The following is a 20,657-nucleotide window of genomic DNA, read 5'->3' as shown; positions in this document are numbered from 1 at the left end:
TTTATTGCGCTGTTTTGACTTTTAAAATCAACTGAGCGCAATAATTTGCGCCGCTACGAATAGGTGCGATTATTTAATGTTACTCAGCCACACATCGTAAACGCTTTCTGGCATCTGCTTGTAGCTGCGGAAACCGTAACCGTGCACGTAGCTGGCGGTGGCTAACTGATCTTCCGGTTCATACAGCGGCACGGCCAGCGCCAGCTGCGGCAACGCCACCTGCTGCAATTGGCTATAGAAATCGCGGCGCTGTTTAAGATCCAGCGTGCTGGCGGCTTGATCCAGCAGGCCATTGATCTGCGCATCGTTGACACGGCTGTAGTTAATTGCGCCGCCTTGCGCAATCGGACGATAGTGGTTTTCGATGTCCACGCCATCGGTCGGCGTGTTGGAGTTGGCGATGGTGCCGAACTTGCCGCTTTTGCGCACGTCGGCGTAGGTACCGGAGTCGACATAGTTCAGCTTGAGGTCCACGCCCAGACGCTGACGCGCCTGCGCCTGAATCGCCTGCAATAGCACATCGCGCTGATCGCGCACTGTCGCCTGCGCCTGAATCAGCTCAATGCGCAGACGCTGGCCCTCTTTGCTGCGGAAGCCTTCGGCATCGCGCGTTTGCCAGCCGGCGTCATCCAGCAGCTTGTTGGCCGCCGCCGGATTGTTGCCGTACTTCCCTTCCAGCTCTTTATTGTAGAGCGGATCAATAGGCGAAGTGATGCCCCACGCGCGCGTGCGTTCACCGCGATACACCGACTTCAGCAGCGGATCAATATCCAATCCCTGCAACAGCGCCTGGCGCACTTTGACATCCTGCGTCGGGCCATATTCCACGTTGAGGAACAGCGAATAGGGCGTGCCGGTATTCAGTGCATGCTGATAGGTGAAGTCTGCATTGTCTTTGAACTCTCCAGCATCGTTGCCCGAAATCCCTTCAATGGCATCCACCTGGCCGGAGAGCAACGCCCCGGTGCGCACCGACGATTCCGGCAGAAAGCGATAGGTGACGCGATCGAGATACGCCGGTCCCTGATGTTTAGCGGTGGCGGGCGCCCAGTTGTATTTCGGGTTTTTAACGTAAGTGACCTGCTGACCTTTTTCATAGCTGTCGAGAATAAACGGCCCGGTCCCCGCCAGATCTTTGCCACCCGATTTCAGCTGCGGCGATTTCCAGCTGGCCGGTGCCAGAATCTGCAAGCCCGCAGCGAAGGAGAGGAACGGCGAATAGACCGCTTTCAGCGTGATGACCACCGTGTGATCGTCAGGCGTTTCAATCTTATCAATGTGCGAACCCATCAGGCACAAGCTGGTGCCGGCGCAGTATTGCGCCACCTGGGTTTGGCGGAAATTGTCGGCTACGGCGTTGGCATCAAATTTTTCACCGTTAGAGAAGGTGACGTCGCGACGCAGGTTAAAGCGAAGCACTTTGCCATCCTCGCTGGCCTGATAGCTTTCCGCCAGCCAGGGCACAAAGCTGCCGTCCGGACGGCGTGCCAGCAGCGATTCCCAGAAGTTACGCAGCGTAATTTCGGCCTTATCCTGGCCGTTGAGCTGTGGATTAAAGGTGGTCGGTTCGGTTTCGACGCCGACCGTCAGGCTGCCGCCGTTAACGGGCCGATCGGCAGCCACAACGCTAAACGCGCTTCCCAGCAGGCTGAAGCCCAGCGCCAGAGCTATTGTATTTATTTTCATATTATCCTTGGTGATTGCAGGTAAATTTTATTAATGGCCAACAGCAAGCCTGATTTAATTCCCGCTGAATTATTAAAATTCGGACAAATAAAAGTAAAACGACAATAGTGGCAATCGATTTGTTGAATATGGCAATTCAGCAATAATAGCGTTGTCTGGGCTTTAGCGGCTACAGCATCAGCGCGCCGCTAACGGAGGCACGCCCGATAAACCGCGTAATCCATACTCCACCATGGCCATATAAACGGCAAAATAATCCAGCGCCATCTGCATGAACGAGAGATGTAAAATAATACTGTTGTTCGCTGCATCAAGCGTCAGCAAGCCAACAGCCTCGGCTGCCTGCAGACAACGTTTTATATGCGAACGTGACACTCCGCATTTGAGGGAGGCTTTAAGGTAGTTGTATTCAATCACGCTACTCTGTTGCTTGAGGGTTTCGATGTACAGATCCATCAGCAACATATGCCCGGCATCGCGGAAAATGAATGCTTTGCTCTCCGGCACCATATCGAATAAGTAGACATGATTGAGGGTAATGTCCGCGTATTTTTTAAAATACTCGGTTTTGAAGGTTTTCATTTTCAAGCAAGCTGAGACATCAAAATCTTCATACAACATGCCATAGGGGATCATCATGGTATTAATTAAAGCTCGGGTTTCATCCAGCGCTTTCGTTGTCACTTTGTAGGTTAACTTACGTTTATCCTGCGCATCTTTTTCCACCTCCATACGTCCACTTACCCGAATAAAGAGTAAAAACGAGTCAATGGTGTTATTGCTGATTAGTCCGGTTTTCTTACAGAAGTCCTTTACCTGACAAAGCGTTGGCTTATGGGTAGTGAAAAAGTACGCCATAATTGCCGAACCAATAATAAAGCGATTCGCTTTAAAAATAGCTTTGAAATAGAGTGGCTTAGTCAGGTAAAGCCTGAACAGCAGTTTGTAATGCTTTTGCATGACTAACGCTATATTTTTATGCGACTTTATCTCTTGCGCTCGTTGAAAAATCAACTGCGTGAGTTGTTGTTTGCTTTTCATATTGCTGTTCTGCGTGCCCGGTTATTTACTTAAAAATAATCACCATACGCCTTTCGGGTTATTCGCGATCTGTTGAATAACCGTTCAGCCTGCTATATGGCAACATTCGAAACGTTGCAAATATTCAAATATCCGCGAGGGTCTTTTTGCCCTTCTAAGCATAATCCTAACATCAACGGACTATTTTTTGTAAAGCCTGATTTTATTCAGGCAAGATTAATGAATTCCTGAAAGGCAAAACAGCCTTCTGTTTTTACAGCCAATTCATTACGTTAGGCCACTTTATTTTCAAAAAACTTCACCTTGCAAAAAATCTTAAAAAAATTAACCACAAAAATGGACAGTGACTAAACAAAGCGCGTATGAGAACTTTCTTAACGCACGGTTATTCCGTTTAATCTTCACATCCTGGCTTATAGACAAGCCGTACAGGATGGGGAATTTCCGCTCTATTGTTTAATGGATTGTATAAGGATTTATCATGGACGATTCACTTCTTCAGGCTCTGCGTCGCGGTGTGATGACTGGCATATTCTCCAATAGTCATATCGTAAAAAAACTCACTTACCCTCTGATAAGCATAGTTTTTATGTTCGCCACATCAGCATGGGCAAATATGAGTGTCTATCCGATGGAAGTCACGCTAAATAATCAAGGCGCGGCTCAGGTTCAGACGTTATCGCAAAGCAGTGAAGCGCAATTTATTCGCGTCAGCATCAAGCGAATAGAGCGTCCCGCAACACCGTTCGAAAAAGAAACGCTGGTTAAAGATGCCATTTCACACTCACTTATTGCCACTCCGGATAAGTTTGCATTGGCTTCAGGATCGCAACGCATCATTCGCCTTATTTCACTACAACCGCCGGAAAAAGAGACCGCCTGGCGTGTGTACTTCGAGGCGGTTGGTGCCCCTGACGAATTGAAAGATAAAATGCACCAGCAAAATAAAATCAGTAATCAGCTAGGCATCAGTTTGGTCTGGGGCTTGCTGGTTCATATTCCACCGCAAACGCCGCTGTTATCTCTCAGCCGTTTAGCAAAGGGTGAAATTAAAAACTCAGGAACGGTGCGCGTAGTTATTCGTGAGGTCGCGCTTTGCTCTGACCCACAATCCAGCCACAGTTGTCAGTGGAGAAAAGAACATGCCACGGTTTATCCCGATGAGTCACTGCAATTCAAGGCATGGACGCCGGCAGAGTTAAACTTAGCCCAGCAAGTCAGAATAAAATATGTTGATCAAAAAACGAGAAATATGAACGAATACGTTCTCGGTAAATGATCGGCCTGTTGTAACCGAATAACAACCCGGTTGTTATGAAGCAGTTTATTCCCATCGAGACGGTCATTTAAGGCCAGTACACGGATTTTCATGGAGCTACAAATGCAAAAATTAATTAAACCACTTGTCATCGCTGCTGCGTTAACGGCTGCATTTAACGCACAGGCTGTGCAAAAAGATATTACGGTGAATGCCAACGTCGATGCGACAGTAGACATGACGCAGGCGGACGGCACCGCGTTACCGGGCACCATTAATATGCAATATATTCCGGGTCGTGGTTTGTCTACCTATTCGCTGGATACTAAAATCTGGTCGAACTCCCAAACGGCCAATATTAACGTGGCGCTGGTAAGCGCCGCGCAGTTAAACGAAACCGTCACCGGTACGGCGGTGCCATTAACGGTAACGTTGGGCGCGGATTTAAAACCGATCACCACTACCGTGACGCCATTGACGTATGCTTCGCTGTTCCCAGCAGGCACAACGAACGGTTCCTCAGTGTTGCCGCTGAAAATCTCTCAAACCACGCCGGGCGTGCTGGCAACCGGCACCTATTCCGGTGTCGTTAGCCTGTTAATTACCCAGGCAACCACGCAGAGTTAATTTGCCGTAATTGACTGATCGATTATTTCGGGGGGCGGTTCGCCCCCTTGTTATTCTTTTTCAGCAGGACGCTGTAATGAAGGTCAATATTCGCGTAGTTTTAATAGCCTCTTTCATTACCCTGATCCCCTCTCTTTCAGCCCGTGCCACTACACAGGTTCCGCCTGGGTTTGAATCGCTGGTCACCGGCCAAACGCTCTGGGTTAACCTTTCTGTCTATGGGCAGTCGCTCGGTCTGTTTGAAGCCTCGGTCTCGCTTGATAGTGTCACCTTCCTTAAGCCGCAAGACGTAGCCCGGGCGGTGATGCAGCATTATCAAAAAGATGCGCAGCAGGAAAAGCGGTTAGCAAGCCTGATCGGTGCACCTCTGGCACGTCATGGCAATAAGGCCTGCAGTAGCAATGGCGGCGCGGCTGGGTGTGACTATCTTGAAACAGATTCGGTCGCGCTTATCTATGACGAAAACAGTGCCAACGTGTCGCTGTTTCTCGCTCCAGAGTTTGTGCCACTGGCCGCAAAATCTCACTCGCCCTATTACGAACAGACCGCAGAAACGCAAGCGGCATTTATTCATCAGCAGAATATCAATTTCGTCACCAACCGCGATGACCAGACGCTATCCCTGCAGGGCGCAGGCGCGCTCGGGTTAACTGAAAACAGTTATGCCGGTATTGACTGGGACTATCTCGCACAGAAATACCGTCAGCAAAATCATCAGGAAGTGCGCTTCAATAACGTCTTCCTGCGCCGCGATCTCGGCAAACGCTATTACGTGCAGGCCGGGCGCATGGATGCGCGGGACATTTTCAGTAACGCTGGCGGCAACATCACCTTAAGCCAGCTGCCGCTCAGTACTATCGAAGGCGCACGTATCGGCTCAACGCTCGCCTGGATGAACACGGCGCTGGCTGCCCAGGGCACGCCGGTGACGGTGTTTATTACGCGTCCTTCACGTGTTGATGCCTACCGCGCTCAACAACTACTGGGCACATTTTACCTGAATGCGGGTACGCAAAACCTTGATACCAGCGCCTTTCCCAATGGCAGCTACAGCGTGACGTTACGCATCTATGAAGATAATCAGTTGTCGCGTACCGAACAGGTTCCTTTCAGCCGCACCGGCAATACCACCAGTCAGAACATGGAGTGGTTTGTGCAAGGCGGTGCCATCCCCGATGGCGAAGTGCAGGGCAACGGCGCAGCGTCGCAACAGGGTGCCGACCGCCGCGTCATGCAGGCAGGTATTAAAGTCCCTGTCACGCAGGACGCCGCGTTGACTGGCGGTGTTGCCGTGACCAACCGCAACCACTTTATCGAAAATGCACTCGACTGGAGTCATGGATTCGACAACCCACTGCTCGACGGCATTCTCACTACCCGCTTTAGCTATCTCAAAGGCAGTGAAGGCTCGCGCGGTAATATCCAGCAAGTCTCTTATAACGACGGCTTCTCCCTGAGTTTTTACCGCAGCGCCCTGTATGCGCAAGATTGCTACAGCAGCAACGGCGGTCAGTACGGTTTCAGCGGTTGCTACCTGAGCAGCAGCCTGATGTTTAGCGTGCCAGTGAACAGCTGGTATCTGAATGCCGGTTACAGCACCAGCAAGAATGAAGGCCGCAATGTGATCCCGGTCCAGTTGGATGATAACGCTGTCGTGCCGCTATGGGCGCGCCGTAACACCTACAGCAAAACGCAGACCACCACATGGCAGGCTGGCCTTGGGCGTGGCTTCAGCTTCAACGGCATCAATGTTAATACCAGTGCCAACCTCTTTACGCGCACCAGCAGTAGCGGGATCAAGCGCGATAACGGCGGCTTCCTCTCCGTTTCACTTTCGCGTGTCAGCACGCCAACCATGAATTCACGTTCGAATTACAGTTCAATCGGCATGACCTACCAGACCGACCGCAACAGTAAAGATCAGGTGGGTTATAACGTGGCGCAAAACTGGTATTTCGATGCGCAGAATCAGCAGGAAATCGGCGTCAATCTCACCGGTAATCAGGACAATACCCTGAATGCCTCCCTTTACGGCAAAACCGGCGGCGAATACGGCAGCGGTAGCCTGGCGATCAGCTCAGCATCATCGGGTTCATCGGGCCAGCGCTTTAGCAGCAGCGGTAGCTACAACTCTTCGCTGGCCGTGGCGCGCTCCGGCTTGTACTGGGGAAAATGGGGGAACGGGCTGCCCGGTGCGGCTGTTGGTCTACAGGTCGCGAGCAGTGATGAGAGTCGCGATACGCGAGTGGATGTGTCCGTTGAGGGTGCAGGCAGCGCCAGCTTGCACGGTACTGGCCGCACGCTGTTCAGTCTGCCGGCTTATACCCAGAGCACGCTCAGCATCAATGACTCCATCGAATCCTCCCACGCGATGCGCAGCGAAATCACCCAGGGTGCCGGACGACGCACGCTGTTTATCGCACCGGGGCGCATGCTGGTCAGCAAGGTGAATATTGTCTCGCGCTACACCTGGCTCGGACGGCTAATGATCAATCAACAGATGCCGCTGGAAGGGGCCACGCCGCTCAATGTCGCCAGCTGGTCAGGTTTAGGTCAGGGCGGATTCAGCGCAGAAACCGATCACCGCATCAAAAATTTGTACATGGTGCGCGGCATGCAGATGTACCGCTGTGAAATAAAGGTGAAAAGTACCCACGACGTGGTGCGTTACGTCGGCGATAGCGCCTGTCAACCCATCGAACTTGCCTTAGTACCTCAAGACGTGCAGCAGCGGGCAAAAATGCTGATCGTCCGCAGCCGGTCAGAAGAGGTGCCACTGGCGCGCACCGCGCTTACTTCACCGCAACAACAATAGGGATATTCGATGAAAACCCGATTTCTCACCGCATTAACACTGTTATGGCTGATGGTGGCCATGCAGGCGCAGGCCGCCCTGCTCACACCTTCAGGGCGCAACACCAGCGTTGCCGTCACTTTTGATCGCATGTCAGTGCCGGCGCAATTGCCGATCTGGACCAATGAAAGCGGCGGTTACGATTCCAACGACGCGCCGAAATGGGGGCGAAATACGCTGGTTTGCCAGTCGCGCACCAGCAATCAGTACGGTGCCTGCCTGACGTTTCCAGTCTGGCTGGAGGCGTCTCCGTCACCCTATCCCGTGCCGGTATTGTTTACTGAAAGCAGCACCAGGCAGACGAAGGTACTGAATGTCTACCTCACCAAAAGGCGTTCGCTGAATAATGTGGTGGTAGCAACTAACCAAGTGCCGCTGAACGCCTTCGGCGGCGCGGTCACCCCGCGTGGGGATGGTACAGATTATTCAGCCTATCTCCCCTCCTCCGAACTGAGTAAATTCCCGTCGGCCGGCAGCTGGAGCGCAACGCTAAAAATGTCGCTGATGCAGTGGCCAATTACCTCCTGCACCGGAAATTCGCAGAACGTGAACGTGGGATGTACCAATGTGACGAAACTCGGTGACTGGATCGCCACCATGACGTTTAAGGTAACGGACTACGGCAATCAGCAGATCTATTTGCCAGAGTTTGGCAATGCGGCCGCCAACGTTGACCTCGGTTTGAAAACCTTCCCCGGTGCGCGCGCCACTACCACCGTTAGCGGCAGCCGTTCGCTGGATATGTGCCTGTACGACGGCAATAATTCAGACAGTAACCGGGTGAGCCTGATCTTTCAGGATGAAGGTGCCGCCGCGCCCGCCAGAGCCACGGGGTTGTTTTCGCTATATCTCAATGGCGCGGACAAAAATCTGGCGCAAAATCGTCTCGATTATGCGATTGAAGTGATTAATCCGCTGACTAAAGCGCGCCAGGCAGTTGAGAACGGCAGTGAAATTATCTGGAGCGGCACCAACAGAGGAGTGCTAAGGCGTGTGGTGTTGCCGGGCCAGAGCAATTCGGTGCTGTGCGTTCCCGCGCCGATGCAGCTTATTACACCGGCCTTCACGTTATCATCAAAAACAGCGGGCCGTTATCAGGGTACGTTGAGAATTATTTATACCCCGACGACGCAGTAACAGCGCCAGTAGTGATGTCATAAAAACCGAAATTACCGAGCGCACACACGGTAGCGGCGCAATTTATTGCGCGATAAATCGCGCCGCTACGGAATGTGCAATAATTTGATGCGGTTATCAAATTATCGGCATTACGGTATAGATTGGTGGTTTAAAAATTATTGGTGAAACGCTGATAGAGATGCAGGCTGTTTTTCAGATTCAGCTTTTTAACAATCTTATTCTGATGACTGTAAAGTGTTTTTTTGTTTTCACCGGTTATTTTCGCTATACCTTCAATTGATTGGTAAGTGAATAAACAACAGAGGAAGTTAAACTCTTTGCGGGTTAAATGATTATTGACGACGGGAGAGGCGAATGACCGGCCGTTTTTGTGATGGCAAAGCATGATAGCGAGTTTGCTACTGATGATGTCGGTAGAAGATTTTTTATCGATAAAACAATCAGCTTTGATGGCATGACTGCTATAGTTAATCTTGTTTTTCTCTAAATCAGAAAAGAAAATCAGCGTCGCATTGCGAGCGTTTTTTACTCTGGTTAGATAATGAATATAAGTCAGCGCCGTACGGAAGTTTGCAGGTAAATCAAAAATAATTACGGGTGAAAGACAGGTGATTTTATCCCGCTCACTGAGTCGACTTTTCAATTCAGCGATATTTTTACAGCAGGTAATATTTAACTGTTTCAGAAGCGAAGATAAGCCCTGCTGGTGAAAGCAGGACTGATCCAGATAAAACACATCCATGATTAATTTCCGCTAATTATCCCTCATCCTGCAAATAGTAGCGGCTAACCGGCGGAAATTAACTGTCCATTTTTGGTGCTAAGTGAGTTACGCGCGAGCCGCGATGATGCTTTCAGCCACATTACGTGGTGCTTCCGCGTAGTGCGCAAATTCCATGCTGTAGGTTGCGCGGCCTTGCGACATCGATCGCAACGTGGTGGCATAGCCAAACATCTCGGACAACGGCACTTCAGCGCGAATAATGCGCGCACCAAAACGCTCATCCATGCCCTGCAGCGTACCGCGTCGTGATGAGAGATCGCCCATCACGCCACCGGCATACTCTTCCGGCGTTTCCACTTCCACCTGCATCAGCGGTTCGAGGATCACCGGATCGGCCAACTTTGCGGCGGCTTTGAAGCCAAAGATCGCTGCCATGCGGAACGCCATTTCCGATGAATCGACATCGTGATACGAACCAAACGTCAGCGTGGCTTTGATATCCACCACCGGATAACCGGCCAGCACGCCGCTGTTCAGCGCTTCGCGAATCCCCTTCTCCACCGAAGGAATGAACTCGCGCGGCACCACGCCACCTTTGGTGGCATCTTCAAAGGCAAAACCGGCGCCCGCCGCTTGCGGTTCCAGCGTCAGGACCACATGACCATACTGCCCTTTCCCGCCGGACTGGCGCACAAATTTGCCTTCTACCTCGCGCACGGTTTTGCGGATGGTTTCGCGATAGGTGACCTGCGGTCGACCGATATTGGCTTCCACGCCAAACTCGCGCTTCATGCGGTCAACGATAATTTCCAGATGCAGCTCGCCCATGCCGGAAATAATCGTCTGACCCGACTCCTCATCGGTCTGCAGGCGGAACGACGGATCTTCTGCCGCCAGACGCTGCAGCGCCAGCCCCATTTTCTCCTGATCGCTCTTGGTTTTCGGCTCAATCGACAGCGAAATCACCGGCTCGGGAAATTCCATGCGCTCCAGCGTAATCACCGCATTAGGATCGCACAGCGTTTCGCCGGTAGTGACCTCTTTCAGGCCGACACAGGCGGCGATATCACCGGCGCGAATCTCTTCAATTTCGATGCGATCGTTCGCCTGCATCTGCACGATGCGGCCAATGCGCTCTTTGCGCCCTTTCACCGCATTCCACACGCTGTCGCCTTTACGCAACACGCCAGAATAGACGCGCACAAACGTCAGCTGGCCGACATAGGGATCGCTCATCAGCTTGAACGCCAGCGCGGAAAAGGGTTCGCTGTCATCGGCATGGCGCTCGTCATGTTCGCCCTGCTCGTTAACGCCGCTCACCGCCGGAACATCGAGCGGCGATGGCATCAGCTCAATCACCGCATCAAGCATGCGCTGCACGCCCTTGTTCTTGAAGGCGCTGCCGCACAGCATCGGCTGAATTTCACCCAGCAGCGTGCGCTGACGCAAACCGGCAATCACCTCGTCTTCGCTGAGATCGCCCTGCTCGAGATAGCGCTCCATCAGCGCTTCGCTGGCTTCGGCTGCCGCTGCCAGCATGTTCTCGCGCCATTCGGCCGCCAGCACCTGCAGCTCCTCTGGAATCGGCGCATAGCTGAAGCTCATGCCCTGACTGGCGTCATCCCAGTAGATGGCGCGCATTTTATTGAGATCGACCACGCCGCTGAAATGCTCCTCGGCGCCGATGGGAATCACAATCGGCACCGGATTGGCGTGCAGGCGATCTTTCATCATCTGCACCACGCGGAAGAAATCTGCGCCCTGGCGATCCATTTTGTTAACGAAGGCGATGCGCGGCACATGATATTTGTTGGCCTGGCGCCACACGGTTTCCGACTGCGGCTGTACGCCGCCAACCGCGTCATACACCATCACCGCGCCATCCAGCACGCGCATTGAGCGCTCGACTTCAATGGTGAAGTCAACGTGTCCGGGCGTATCGATGATGTTGATGCGGTGCGGCGTGAAGCTGCCGTCCATACCGGGCCAGAAGCAACTTACTGCCGCCGAGGTAATGGTGATACCACGCTCTTGCTCCTGCGCCATCCAGTCGGTGGTTGCCGCGCCATCGTGCACTTCACCTAACTTGTGGCTCATTCCGGTGTAAAACAGGATGCGCTCAGTGGTGGTGGTTTTACCGGCATCGATGTGCGCGGAGATGCCGATGTTGCGATAACGTTCGATGGGGAGGGTTCGGGGCATGATGCGTCCTTAGTCATTCGACTGGAAAATGCGGCGTGCACCATTGCCCGCCGCTGCGTAACAGCCTAAACCAATTGTACGAATAAATACGAACAGTTTGAGCCTTTTTTAAACATCGTTAAAACCTTGTAACCGATTCAGCATTTACGGGCTGGAAAGCCGCCGCCCGGCACTTTAAGGTAAGGCTTTCACTCTGATAAGGAATAACCATGCGCATTCTGGTAGTCGGCGCCGGCGCAACCGGCGGCTATTTCGGCGCGCGTCTGGCGCAAGCAGGACGTGATGTAACCTTTCTGGTGCGCGAGCGCCGCTTTCAGCAGCTGCAGCAGACCGGTCTGGTGCTGAAAACGCCGGGCGGCACGGAAGTAATATCACCGCAGCTGGCGCAGGCCAGCACGCTGAATGGTCACTTTGATCTGATTATCTTGACGGTGAAAAGCTTCGGTCTGGATCAGGCGATGAACGATATCGCGCCCGCAGTCGGTCCTGACACGCTGATCATGCCGATCCTTAACGGCATGCGGCATATTGATACGCTGCGCGCACGTTTTAGCGACAAGGTGATTGGCGGCTTGTGCAAAATTAACGCCACGCTGGGTGAGAATGGCGAAGTGATGCAGATGACGCCGCTGCATAGGCTCTATTACGGCGCGCTGGACGGCAATAACGATGCGCGCTTGCAGCGGATAGATGAAACCCTGCGCGCGGCGCAGTTTGATACCATTTTTTCCGACAACATTAACAGCGAGCTGTGGGAAAAATGGCTGCTGCTTAGCACGCTGGGTGCCGTGTGCTGCATCGCGCGCGGTAATACGCAACAGGTGTTGAACTCAAACGGCGGCGAAGCGCTGCTGCAAACGATTTTTGGCGAAGTGTTGGCGGTGCTGAGTGCGGAAGGTTATCAACAGCGTCCGGCGGTAACGGCAAAGATTTATGAGACGCTGAACAATTCTCAGGCGGCGATGACCTCGTCGATGTATCGCGATTTAACCCAGGGTTTCGAGATTGAAGCCGATCAGGTGATTGGTGATTTGCTGGTACGCGGCGCGCGCAGCGGCATCGTAACGCCGTTGCTTAACGCGGTGTATGTCAATTTGCAGGTGTATGTGCAGAACCGGTAACAACGGTCGCCATTTATGGCGTAATGCCGATCAGTTAAGCGTCGAGCGACTTTCGTTCGCCATCGGCTGAGGCAGTTTCATCTATGCCGTGCGGCGACCGAGAAGAGGGCGTCTGGGCCACGCCCTCTTCACTCCCCGGCCCTGCGCCAGCCCATCCCGCCGCTACGCGGTGCCTTCGCTCCCTCACGATTCCTGACGGACCGGCGGCGATTCGCTCCTGCTCAGCGCCGCCTCTCGCCGCATCCCTGCGGCTCGCCCTGGAATCCCTCTCTCGCTCAGCGGGCTGGGATGTCGCCTCAACACCCGCGCTGCAGCATCAATGCCTATTCCTGAATCACCATCGCTGGAACGCCTGTAGGGTCGCCATTCATGGCGACCAGGTAGCCCTAAATCTTCAGCCAGCAAAATTTCAAATCAGATGCGGTAATGACAGGCGACGGTGTTGGGCGCTATCCGCAGCGCCGAGCGCAGAGTGACGGCCAGGATGAGCCGACACGACGTCGGCGAAAGCGCGGCATGAGCCAGGGATGGCGAATCCGCGCGGTCCGTCAGGCCGGAGTGATAAGCGAGGGAACAGCGAGGACGGCGCAGGCGCGGATTGCTAAGGTCCGCGCCTTCGGACCTTAGCCCGGCCGCCTGCTTCACACATTCTGAAACTGCCATACGCTTAGCGGGCGGAACCCCCGCGGAGCCAGTACGCTGCTTAACTGACGAGCATTACGCCATTAATGGCGACCGAAACATCATAAACGTGACTGCACGCCCGGCAGCTGTTTCAACCGCTGCCAGCCGGCTTCGACTTCCTCTGGCACCTCAACGTGACCGAGGAAACCTTTGCCGCGCGGCCCGTAACCGCTTTCGTCGTCACGCAGTCGCTGGATTTCCCCCATCAGCAGCGACAGAAAACGCTCCATCGACCACAAGCCCTGCGGCGGCGCGCCGATAATACGCAGCATGCCCGCATCCATCATCACCTGCGGCTTAAACACCGGCCAGCTGATAAATTCCGGTGCATCTGCGCGATCGCGCCATTGGTAGCGGAAGGTTTCCCAGGTGCGACGCTGCATCAGCGGGTCCTGCACCAGCAGCACGCGCTGCGGCTGCCAGTTATGTTCATCCAGTAATGCCTGGCTGAAGGCGGCGTTTTCGCCACAGTTACGCGATGCGGTTTCCAGCAGCAGCTGATCGTCCGGCAGCGCGGCGAATACGCGTGCTACGTCGGCCAGCAAGGCGGCTTCGCTTTTATCGTTGCTGTCGATTTGCCGATACAGCGGATGTGCCGCCAGCATCTCCGTCAACAGCGGCGTTGAGTGGCCGATACCCCCGCTGATTAACAGCGGCAGCTGATACTTTTTCGCTACGGCAATCACCGCTTCCACATTCGGCAGTACCGCGTGACCGGCTAAAATCGCTAAATCGATATCGAGCGTGCCGTCGGCAGGCATGTGATCCAGTGCCAGCCAGGCCGCCAGGGTGTTGATATCCTGAATCTGATCGTTGTTGAGCTGCATCCCATTCTCCTCACGTTTCCTCTGGCAGTGTAGCGGCTTAAGCGCGCGGCAGCAGGGAAAAATTTGCTACACTCGCCGCTCAATCTTCAGGAGAGATCAATGACTGCGCGTTCCGTAACCCTTGACGATGTCGCTCATCTGGCTGGGGTTTCCTATCAAACCGTTTCCCGCGTACTTAACCATTCTGAGCAGGTTTCGCCGCGTACCCGCGCCAAAGTGGAAGCGGCGATGCAGCAGCTCAACTATGTGCCAAATCGCGTAGCGCAGCAGCTGGCGGGGAAAAACACCCGCACTTTGGGTCTCGCCACCAGCGATTTGGCGTTGATGGCACCGGCGCAAATTGCATCGGCAATTCAGCAACGTGCCGCAGCGCAGGGCTATCATCTGGTGATCGCCATGGCGAATGCGGGCAGCGCGCCGCAGGATACGGTCAATGAGCTGCTGGCGCAGCGGGTTGATGCGCTGCTGATTAATCTGCCGCTGGATGCAGAGCAAGCGGCGCAGATTCAGCTGCAGTGCGATCGCAAACCGGTGCTGTTTCTTGATGTTGAGCGCCACGCCGTAGTCGCGCAGTGTCAATATCAGAGCGAATCTGGCGCGCAGCAGGCGGTGGATCATCTGGTAGCGCTCGGCCATCGGCAGATAGGCGTGTTGAATGGCCCCGCCAGTTCCGCTTCAGCCCGCGCGCGCTATGCGGCGTGGCAGCAGGCGCTGGCCGCACACCAGCTGGCGCCCTGCTGCGTGCTGAGCGGCGACTGGAGCGCGGCATCCGGTTATCAGGCGCTGCTGACGCAGTTGCCCGATCGGCTGCCACAGGCGCTGCTGGTTGCCAACGATCAGATGGCGCTCGGCGCGATGCGTGCCCTGCATCAGCACGGCGTGAAGATTCCCGCAGAGATTTCGCTGATTGGCTACGACGACACGGCAGAAAGCGCGTGGTATCAGCCCCCGTTAACCACCGTGCGTCAGGATTTGCAGCAGTTAGGCGCGGTCAGCGTCGAGCGATTACTGGCGCAGCTGGAAGGCGGCAATGCCGCTGAGAAAACACTGGAGACCGAGCTGGTGTTGCGTGAGACCACGGCGGCACCGCAGCAGGATCGGGTGAATGTGACTGAGATTGCACAGCAGCTGCAGGCGCTGGCGCGTCAGCTGTTACGTTGAACGGGATGCAGAAATAAAAAAGGTCGTCATAAATGACGACCTCAGTGTGGAAGCTAAAACGAGAATTACTGCGGTTTAGGCTCGCCCATCGCTTTCAATTTCTTCGACAGCTCGCGACGCTCTTTAGAGAGGTCAGCGTTTTTGATGATGTACTCATCCACGCGGTCTTCATAGTCGACACGCATGCTGGCGATGATTTCCTGAACCGCCTCAATGCTCATGCCGGGCTTGATGTATTCACTCAGGTTGTCCAGCAGCAACACACGTTTCTGGTTATCACGGACTTTCTTCTCGTTATCCACGATTTCGCGCTGCAGTTTGTTTTTACGACGGAACATACGCACAAACTCCAGTACGTCCTGAAATGATTGCTTGGCATTTTCCATGTTGGCACCTTTCTTAAGGCCTGCATCGGCAGGCGGAATAGTCATAACGTTTAGCTTAGCGGGTTGGCCGCAAGGGTTGCAATTCTCACAGCTAAATTCGGACTGGCGCTTATCTTAGCGCAAAGAAAGCGTGATTCACATTAAGTCATTGCCTGAGAAAACTATTTACGCAGCGCCAGACGCACTAAATCCGTCATACGCTCCAGCTGACGCGCCTGTTCAAGGCTCAGCCAGACATAGCCGTAGATCGCCGTGGTTTCAGAGCGGCCGCTGCGATTGGCAATCAGCTGCTCCAGTTCCTGGGTGATCTCTTCCAGCGCGTGACTGTTAGCGGTTATCTCCTCGGTTTCGCCTTTCACCATCAGCGTCGCCAGCGCATTGAGCGTGTCTTCCGTCATCTGCTGGGTGCGGCGCAGCGTCGGCGCGTTGAGCATAATCAGATGACTCTCGCGCGATGACCACCACGCATCAATCTGCATCTGCATGGTGTTGACCATATTCCGGTTGATGGTCTGAATGGCCTCAAACACCGATTTCGGAATACGCGTCTCCTTGCTGGAGGGATCAAGCAGCGAGCGCATTTTAATCACGCTACTCAGCAGCTTCTGAAAGGGCTTATTCAGCCGCGGTTTTTCCAGCAGGTTGGCAGAGAAACCGGTGTGATGCAGCTTGGCCATGGCAATAAACGCGTCCGACAGCTGGATGCGCCAATGGGTGTAAGCCCGCTGCGCCCAGATAGCGCTAAACAGCAGCGCCATCAGCGAACCCAGAATCACATCGCCGCCGCGCCACATAGCGATTGTGAAATCGCCCGCCGGCGCGCCGACCACCACACCGAGCGTAATGCCAATCAGCAACGCCATATAGGGATGTTTTCCCAGCGTCAGATAGCCACAGACCACCATAACGATGGCGCACCACACCAGCATCACCGGCAGCGAAAACAGTTCGAGCTTCAGCGCAATCAAACCGGAGATCAGACCGGCGAAGGTGCCGCTAATGCGCTGCACCACGCGCGGCAGCACATTGCCCCAGGTTGAAATCGGCCCCATCACCACCACCAGCGTAATCAGCGGCCAGGTGCCTTCAGGAATGTCGGTGAGGCGTACAAACAGGAAGCACAGTACAAAGGCGATGGCGATGCGCACGCCGTGTACGGCGCGATAGTGGCGGTAGAACCAGAACTCAATCTGCGAGATGGGCTTGTCAGCGCGTAACATGGTTGTCCGGGAACGATACAAATTTGCGCGCTATGTTACCCTGGCGATGCGCGAACCATTAGGGTTGAACGCAATTATTTTCGTCTTTGGCTGAAATTCAACATGCGCGCTACATCTAATTTCCTCAATAGAAACATTGATGTAACGCATCGGGTTTTGTGCGGTGATTGAATCGGTCGCCATTTATAGTGACCGCGTATTTATTCAGCCGCGCGCACCGGAATGTACATATCCACCAGCCAGGTGCCGCTGTCAGATCCATCAGTAAGGTAGTGTTCGAAACAGGGACGATTGTCCACTTGCCAGCCGCCCTGCGCTTTTAAGCTGTCGAACAAACTGTGCCACGCGCTGAAAAAATCATTCTCGAGTACTTCGATGCGCGCATGGAAATAGCGTCCGCCGGGCAATAATCCTTTTTCGATATCGTCGCCCACCGCAGGGATTGCGTCCTCCGCTGCGGTAATCACCGTCTCGACGCGCAGCGCTTCAGGCGGCAACTCCTGCGGATTGCCGTAATAAATCGCCAGCCATTCGCCTGCTGCCTGGTGCTGGCTCACCCAGCGTTTCAGCCGGTTAAAGCCGCGCGGCACGGTTTCCTGCCACGGGCCTTGCAGAGAGTAGCCCAGCCAGCTTTGCGGATTACGTTCAACAATCGATGCTTTCATACCTTGCCTCAATTCAGCCGCCGAAAGCACGATTGTGCCATCACCAGCGCGCCACGGCACGCGTGACGGCGCTGAAATACGCGATGGATTACAGTTTCTGTTTCACGTAATCGCTGATGCGCGTAATGATGCCAGCCTTTTCAACCGCTTGCAGGGTATAAAGCGGATAGCTGGCCAGCTGCTTATCTTTGTCCATCACCTGAATTTCACCAATCTGCTCACCCGCTTTGAGCGGCGCTTCCAGGTCTTTGCGATCGATCACGTACTTCGCCATCACATTAGAGACTTCGGTGCGCGGCAGCGACAGGTAGATATCCTGCGTGGTGCCAACATCGACTTTATGCGGATTGCCGTACCAGACGTTTTCCGTGCCGATTTTTTTGCCGGCGTGGAACAGTTGCACGGTATCAAAGGTGTTTTGGCCCCACACCAGCAGCTTACGCGCCTGATCTTCACGGCCTTTCGGGCTCTTGCCGCCCATGATCACCGCAATCAGGCGATGACGTCCCACCACGCTGGAAGCGATGATGTTAAAGCCCGCGCTTTCGGTGTGACCAGTTTTCAGGCCATCGACGTGCAGATTTTGATCCCACAGCAAACCGTTACGGTTGTTCTGGGTGATGCCGTTCCACGTGAGGGTTTTCTCGCCGTACATGGCGTAGAAATCGGGCTCGCCGCTGATAATCGCGCGCGACAGCACCGCCAAATCGCGTGCCGTGGTGTGTTGACCCGGCGCATCAAGGCCGTGCACGGTTTCAAAATGGGTATGCGTCAGACCGAGCTTCTGCACGTAGTTGTTCATCATGGTGACAAAGCTGCCTTCACTGCCGGCCACGTGATCCGCCAGCGCCACGCAGGCATCGTTACCGGAATCGATGATCACGCCGCGCATCAGATCGCGCACCGTGACCTGATCGCCCGGTTTGAGGAACATCAGTGAAGAGCCTTTGAACACCGGATTGCCCGCGCCCCATGCATCTTTGCCGATGGTGACTTTGTCATCGCGGCTGACTTTGTTCTGATCGATGGCGCGATCAACGACGTAGCCGGTCATCAATTTTGTCAGGCTCGCCGGGTTGCGCTCTTCGTCCGGGTTACCGGCTGTCAAAATTTGACCGGTAGTGGCGTCCATCAACACCCACGAAGCCGCATCAATCGGCGGCGGCGTCAGGGGAAACGGCATGCTGTCGTCAGCCTGCGCCAACGATGCCCAAACAATCATTCCAGATACAGTAACCAGCAGACGCCTTTTCAACACTTCTTCCTCGAAATCAAAAAATGAATTTACCGCCGCACGTTTTACGGCAAATAGCGCTTACAGATCTGAATAAATTGAAAAAAAGTATGAACTGCGCATAAATGCTGCGCGCCCGCTCGCAGCGAACAGGATGAAGGTTGTACTGCTAACCAGGGACGACTATCCTGTGCGTTGATTCTATCTAGCCAGGATAACGCCGTGCCCGCCTCTGAGTTCACCTTCTTGTTCCACGATTATGAGACCTTCGGTAAAAGTCCGTCGCTGGACCGTCCGGCGCAGTTTGCCGGCCTGCGTACCGATAAAGAATTCAATGCAGTAGGTGAACCGCAGGTCTTTTATTGCCAGCCCGCCGACGATTATCTGCCACAGCCAGAAGCGGTGATGATCACCGGCATTACGCCGCAAACCGCCAAAGCGCGCGGCGTTGCAGAAGCGGCATTTGCTGAACGCATTCATGGCCTGTTTAGCGAACCGCAAACCTGTGTGATTGGTTACAACAATGTGCGTTTCGATGATGAAGTGACGCGCAATATTTTCTACCGCAACTTCTTCGATCCTTATGGCTGGAGCTGGCAGAACGGCAATTCGCGCTGGGATCTGCTCGACGTGATGCGCGCCTGCTATGCGCTGCGTCCGGAAGGGATTGTGTGGCCAGAGAATGATGATGGCTTCCCGAGCTTTAAGCTAGAGCATCTCACTAAGGCCAACGGCGTGGCGCACGAACAGGCGCATGATGCGATGTCCGACGTTTACGCCACGCTGGCGATGGCGAAACTGGTGAAAGAGAAGCAGCCGAAGCTGTTTGAGTTTCTGTTTACCCATCGCAACAAGCAGAAATTGATGACGCTGATTGATATCCCGCAGATGAAGCCGCTGGTGCACGTTTCCGGCATGTTCGGCGCAGCGCGCGGCAACACCAGCTGGATTGTGCCGCTGGCGTGGCATCCGGATAACCGCAATGCGCTGATTGTCGCTGATTTGGCCGGTGATATGTCGCCGCTGCTTGAGCTGGAATCAGAGGAACTGCGTGAGCGCCTGTATACGCGCCACAGTGATTTAGGCGATCTGGCAGCGGTGCCGATTAAGCTGGTGCATATCAATAAATGTCCGGTGCTGGCGCCGGCGAGCACGCTGCGTCCGGAAGATGCTGCGCGCTTAGGTATCGATCGCCAACGCTGCCTGGCGAACCTCAAGGTGCTGCGCGAGCATGCGGAAGTACGGGAAAAAGTGGTGGCGCTGTTTGCCGAAGCGGAGCCGTTTAAACCTACAGATGACGTGGATGCGCAGCTGTATGACGGATTCTTTAGCGATGCCGATCGCGCGGGCATGAATATTCTGCGCCAGACGCCGCCGCAGAACTTACCGGCCCTGGATTTGACCTTCGAAGATAAGCGCATTGGCAAACTGCTGTTCCGCTATCGTGCACGTAATTTCCCCGGCACGCTGGATGACGCAGAGCAGCAGCGCTGGCTGCAACATCGCCGCGAAGTGCTTAATGCCGATCGTGTGCAGGCGTTCCTGCAGGAGCTTGAGTCGCTGGCGAGTTTGCATGAGGATAACAGCGAGAAGATGGCGCAGCTGAAGGCGCTGTATTTGTATGCGCAGGAGCTGGTGTCTTAGTCCTCTGCTGTCTGGTGAGAGGTCGCCATGAATGGCGACCCTACGCAATGCCCGTTTTTAGGGTCGCCATTCAGGTACGACCGGGCACATAGGTAACAGATCAGACCGGGCACATAGGTAACACATTTGTGCTCAGTCTATCCGGATAATACGTTTTTCTGCCTGGTCATAATACGCCAGTAT

At 54.2% G+C, this 20,657-nt stretch carries 16 protein-coding genes; 7 read left to right on the top strand and 9 right to left on the bottom strand.

What is annotated here, in order from left to right:
- Positions 1-69 precede the first annotated feature (69 nt).
- Both WFL93_RS23375 and WFL93_RS23370 read right to left on the bottom strand, forming a co-directional pair.
- Complete coding sequence (locus WFL93_RS23375; RefSeq protein WP_336779144.1) at positions 70-1,686, bottom strand: ABC transporter substrate-binding protein; 1,617 nt, start codon at positions 1,684-1,686, stop codon at positions 70-72.
- A gap of 177 nt (positions 1,687-1,863) precedes the next feature.
- Complete coding sequence (locus WFL93_RS23370) at positions 1,864-2,727, bottom strand: hypothetical protein (RefSeq protein WP_049852502.1); 864 nt, start codon at positions 2,725-2,727, stop codon at positions 1,864-1,866.
- Between the two features lie 481 nt (positions 2,728-3,208).
- Here WFL93_RS23370 and WFL93_RS23365 point away from each other — a divergent pair, with 481 nt between their 5' ends.
- The 4 genes from WFL93_RS23365 to WFL93_RS23350 all read left to right on the top strand — a co-directional run bounded on the left by WFL93_RS23365 (position 3,209) and on the right by WFL93_RS23350 (position 8,603).
- On the top strand, positions 3,209-4,006 hold the full coding sequence (locus WFL93_RS23365; RefSeq protein WP_336779143.1) for a fimbrial protein: 798 nt from the start codon (positions 3,209-3,211) through the stop codon (positions 4,004-4,006).
- A 102-nt stretch (positions 4,007-4,108) separates the two neighbouring features.
- A complete protein-coding gene (locus WFL93_RS23360) occupies positions 4,109-4,612 on the top strand; it encodes a CS1 type fimbrial major subunit (RefSeq protein WP_007891030.1) in 504 nt (167 codons plus the stop codon).
- Positions 4,613-4,688: 76 nt separating this feature from the next.
- Positions 4,689-7,427: a TcfC E-set like domain-containing protein gene (locus WFL93_RS23355; RefSeq protein WP_336779142.1), complete on the top strand. Its 2,739-nt coding sequence runs from the start codon at positions 4,689-4,691 to the stop codon at positions 7,425-7,427.
- A 9-nt stretch (positions 7,428-7,436) separates the two neighbouring features.
- Positions 7,437-8,603 carry a CfaE/CblD family pilus tip adhesin gene (locus WFL93_RS23350; protein WP_336779141.1) on the top strand — a complete coding sequence of 389 codons (1,167 nt, stop codon included), beginning with the start codon at positions 7,437-7,439 and terminating at the stop codon, positions 8,601-8,603.
- A gap of 151 nt (positions 8,604-8,754) precedes the next feature.
- Here WFL93_RS23350 and WFL93_RS23345 read toward each other — a convergent pair whose 3' ends face one another.
- Positions 8,755-9,348, bottom strand: coding sequence for a LuxR family transcriptional regulator (locus tag WFL93_RS23345; protein WP_049852498.1), 594 nt, complete (start codon positions 9,346-9,348; stop codon positions 8,755-8,757).
- An 87-nt stretch (positions 9,349-9,435) separates the two neighbouring features.
- Positions 9,436-11,532, bottom strand: coding sequence for an elongation factor G (gene fusA, locus WFL93_RS23340; protein WP_336779140.1), 2,097 nt, complete (start codon positions 11,530-11,532; stop codon positions 9,436-9,438).
- Positions 11,533-11,741: 209 nt separating this feature from the next.
- Here fusA and WFL93_RS23335 point away from each other — a divergent pair, with 209 nt between their 5' ends.
- Complete coding sequence (locus tag WFL93_RS23335) at positions 11,742-12,653, top strand: ketopantoate reductase family protein (protein ID WP_336779139.1); 912 nt, start codon at positions 11,742-11,744, stop codon at positions 12,651-12,653.
- A 743-nt stretch (positions 12,654-13,396) separates the two neighbouring features.
- Here WFL93_RS23335 and WFL93_RS23330 read toward each other — a convergent pair.
- Complete coding sequence (locus WFL93_RS23330; protein WP_336779138.1) at positions 13,397-14,164, bottom strand: YdcF family protein; 768 nt, start codon at positions 14,162-14,164, stop codon at positions 13,397-13,399.
- Positions 14,165-14,263: 99 nt separating this feature from the next.
- Between WFL93_RS23330 and WFL93_RS23325 the strand changes: the two genes are divergently transcribed.
- Positions 14,264-15,325 carry a LacI family DNA-binding transcriptional regulator gene (locus tag WFL93_RS23325; protein WP_336779137.1) on the top strand — a complete coding sequence of 354 codons (1,062 nt, stop codon included), beginning with the start codon at positions 14,264-14,266 and terminating at the stop codon, positions 15,323-15,325.
- A gap of 65 nt (positions 15,326-15,390) precedes the next feature.
- On the opposite strand, the gene tmaR is transcribed toward WFL93_RS23325, so the two are convergent.
- The 4 genes from tmaR to dacD all read right to left on the bottom strand — a co-directional run bounded on the left by tmaR (position 15,391) and on the right by dacD (position 18,851).
- Positions 15,391-15,711 carry a PTS system regulator TmaR gene (gene tmaR, locus WFL93_RS23320; RefSeq protein WP_007888845.1) on the bottom strand — a complete coding sequence of 107 codons (321 nt, stop codon included), beginning with the start codon at positions 15,709-15,711 and terminating at the stop codon, positions 15,391-15,393.
- 161 nt (positions 15,712-15,872) lie between these two features.
- Positions 15,873-16,931: an FUSC family protein gene (locus tag WFL93_RS23315; protein ID WP_007888846.1), complete on the bottom strand. Its 1,059-nt coding sequence runs from the start codon at positions 16,929-16,931 to the stop codon at positions 15,873-15,875.
- A gap of 200 nt (positions 16,932-17,131) precedes the next feature.
- Entirely contained in the window at positions 17,132-17,596 is a 465-nt protein-coding gene (locus WFL93_RS23310; protein WP_336779136.1) for a GyrI-like domain-containing protein, read from the bottom strand.
- Positions 17,597-17,684: 88 nt separating this feature from the next.
- On the bottom strand, positions 17,685-18,851 hold the full coding sequence (dacD, locus tag WFL93_RS23305; protein ID WP_336779161.1) for a serine-type D-Ala-D-Ala carboxypeptidase DacD: 1,167 nt from the start codon (positions 18,849-18,851) through the stop codon (positions 17,685-17,687).
- Positions 18,852-19,052: 201 nt separating this feature from the next.
- On the opposite strand from dacD, the gene sbcB reads away from it, so the two are divergent.
- Positions 19,053-20,474 (top strand): exodeoxyribonuclease I, encoded by a 1,422-nt coding sequence (gene sbcB, locus WFL93_RS23300; protein WP_336779135.1) that lies wholly within the window; start codon positions 19,053-19,055, stop codon positions 20,472-20,474.
- Positions 20,475-20,657 lie beyond the last annotated feature (183 nt).

The sequence above is a fragment of the Pantoea sp. USHLN256 genome (genome assembly GCF_037149875.1).
Classification (GTDB): domain Bacteria; phylum Pseudomonadota; class Gammaproteobacteria; order Enterobacterales; family Enterobacteriaceae; genus Pantoea; species Pantoea nemavictus.
This window is presented reverse-complemented; position numbering and strand designations above follow the sequence as displayed.

Coding starts and splice junctions, on each gene's coding strand:
- WFL93_RS23375 (WP_336779144.1), bottom strand. CDS start 1,686: ATGAAAATAAATACAATAGCTCTGGCGCTGGGCTTCAGCCTGCTGGGA.
- WFL93_RS23370 (WP_049852502.1), bottom strand. CDS start 2,727: ATGAAAAGCAAACAACAACTCACGCAGTTGATTTTTCAACGAGCGCAA.
- WFL93_RS23365 (WP_336779143.1), top strand. CDS start 3,209: ATGGACGATTCACTTCTTCAGGCTCTGCGTCGCGGTGTGATGACTGGC.
- WFL93_RS23360 (WP_007891030.1), top strand. CDS start 4,109: ATGCAAAAATTAATTAAACCACTTGTCATCGCTGCTGCGTTAACGGCT.
- WFL93_RS23355 (WP_336779142.1), top strand. CDS start 4,689: ATGAAGGTCAATATTCGCGTAGTTTTAATAGCCTCTTTCATTACCCTG.
- WFL93_RS23350 (WP_336779141.1), top strand. CDS start 7,437: ATGAAAACCCGATTTCTCACCGCATTAACACTGTTATGGCTGATGGTG.
- WFL93_RS23345 (WP_049852498.1), bottom strand. CDS start 9,348: ATGGATGTGTTTTATCTGGATCAGTCCTGCTTTCACCAGCAGGGCTTA.
- fusA (WP_336779140.1), bottom strand. CDS start 11,532: ATGCCCCGAACCCTCCCCATCGAACGTTATCGCAACATCGGCATCTCC.
- WFL93_RS23335 (WP_336779139.1), top strand. CDS start 11,742: ATGCGCATTCTGGTAGTCGGCGCCGGCGCAACCGGCGGCTATTTCGGC.
- WFL93_RS23330 (WP_336779138.1), bottom strand. CDS start 14,164: ATGCAGCTCAACAACGATCAGATTCAGGATATCAACACCCTGGCGGCC.
- WFL93_RS23325 (WP_336779137.1), top strand. CDS start 14,264: ATGACTGCGCGTTCCGTAACCCTTGACGATGTCGCTCATCTGGCTGGG.
- tmaR (WP_007888845.1), bottom strand. CDS start 15,711: ATGGAAAATGCCAAGCAATCATTTCAGGACGTACTGGAGTTTGTGCGT.
- WFL93_RS23315 (WP_007888846.1), bottom strand. CDS start 16,931: ATGTTACGCGCTGACAAGCCCATCTCGCAGATTGAGTTCTGGTTCTAC.
- WFL93_RS23310 (WP_336779136.1), bottom strand. CDS start 17,596: ATGAAAGCATCGATTGTTGAACGTAATCCGCAAAGCTGGCTGGGCTAC.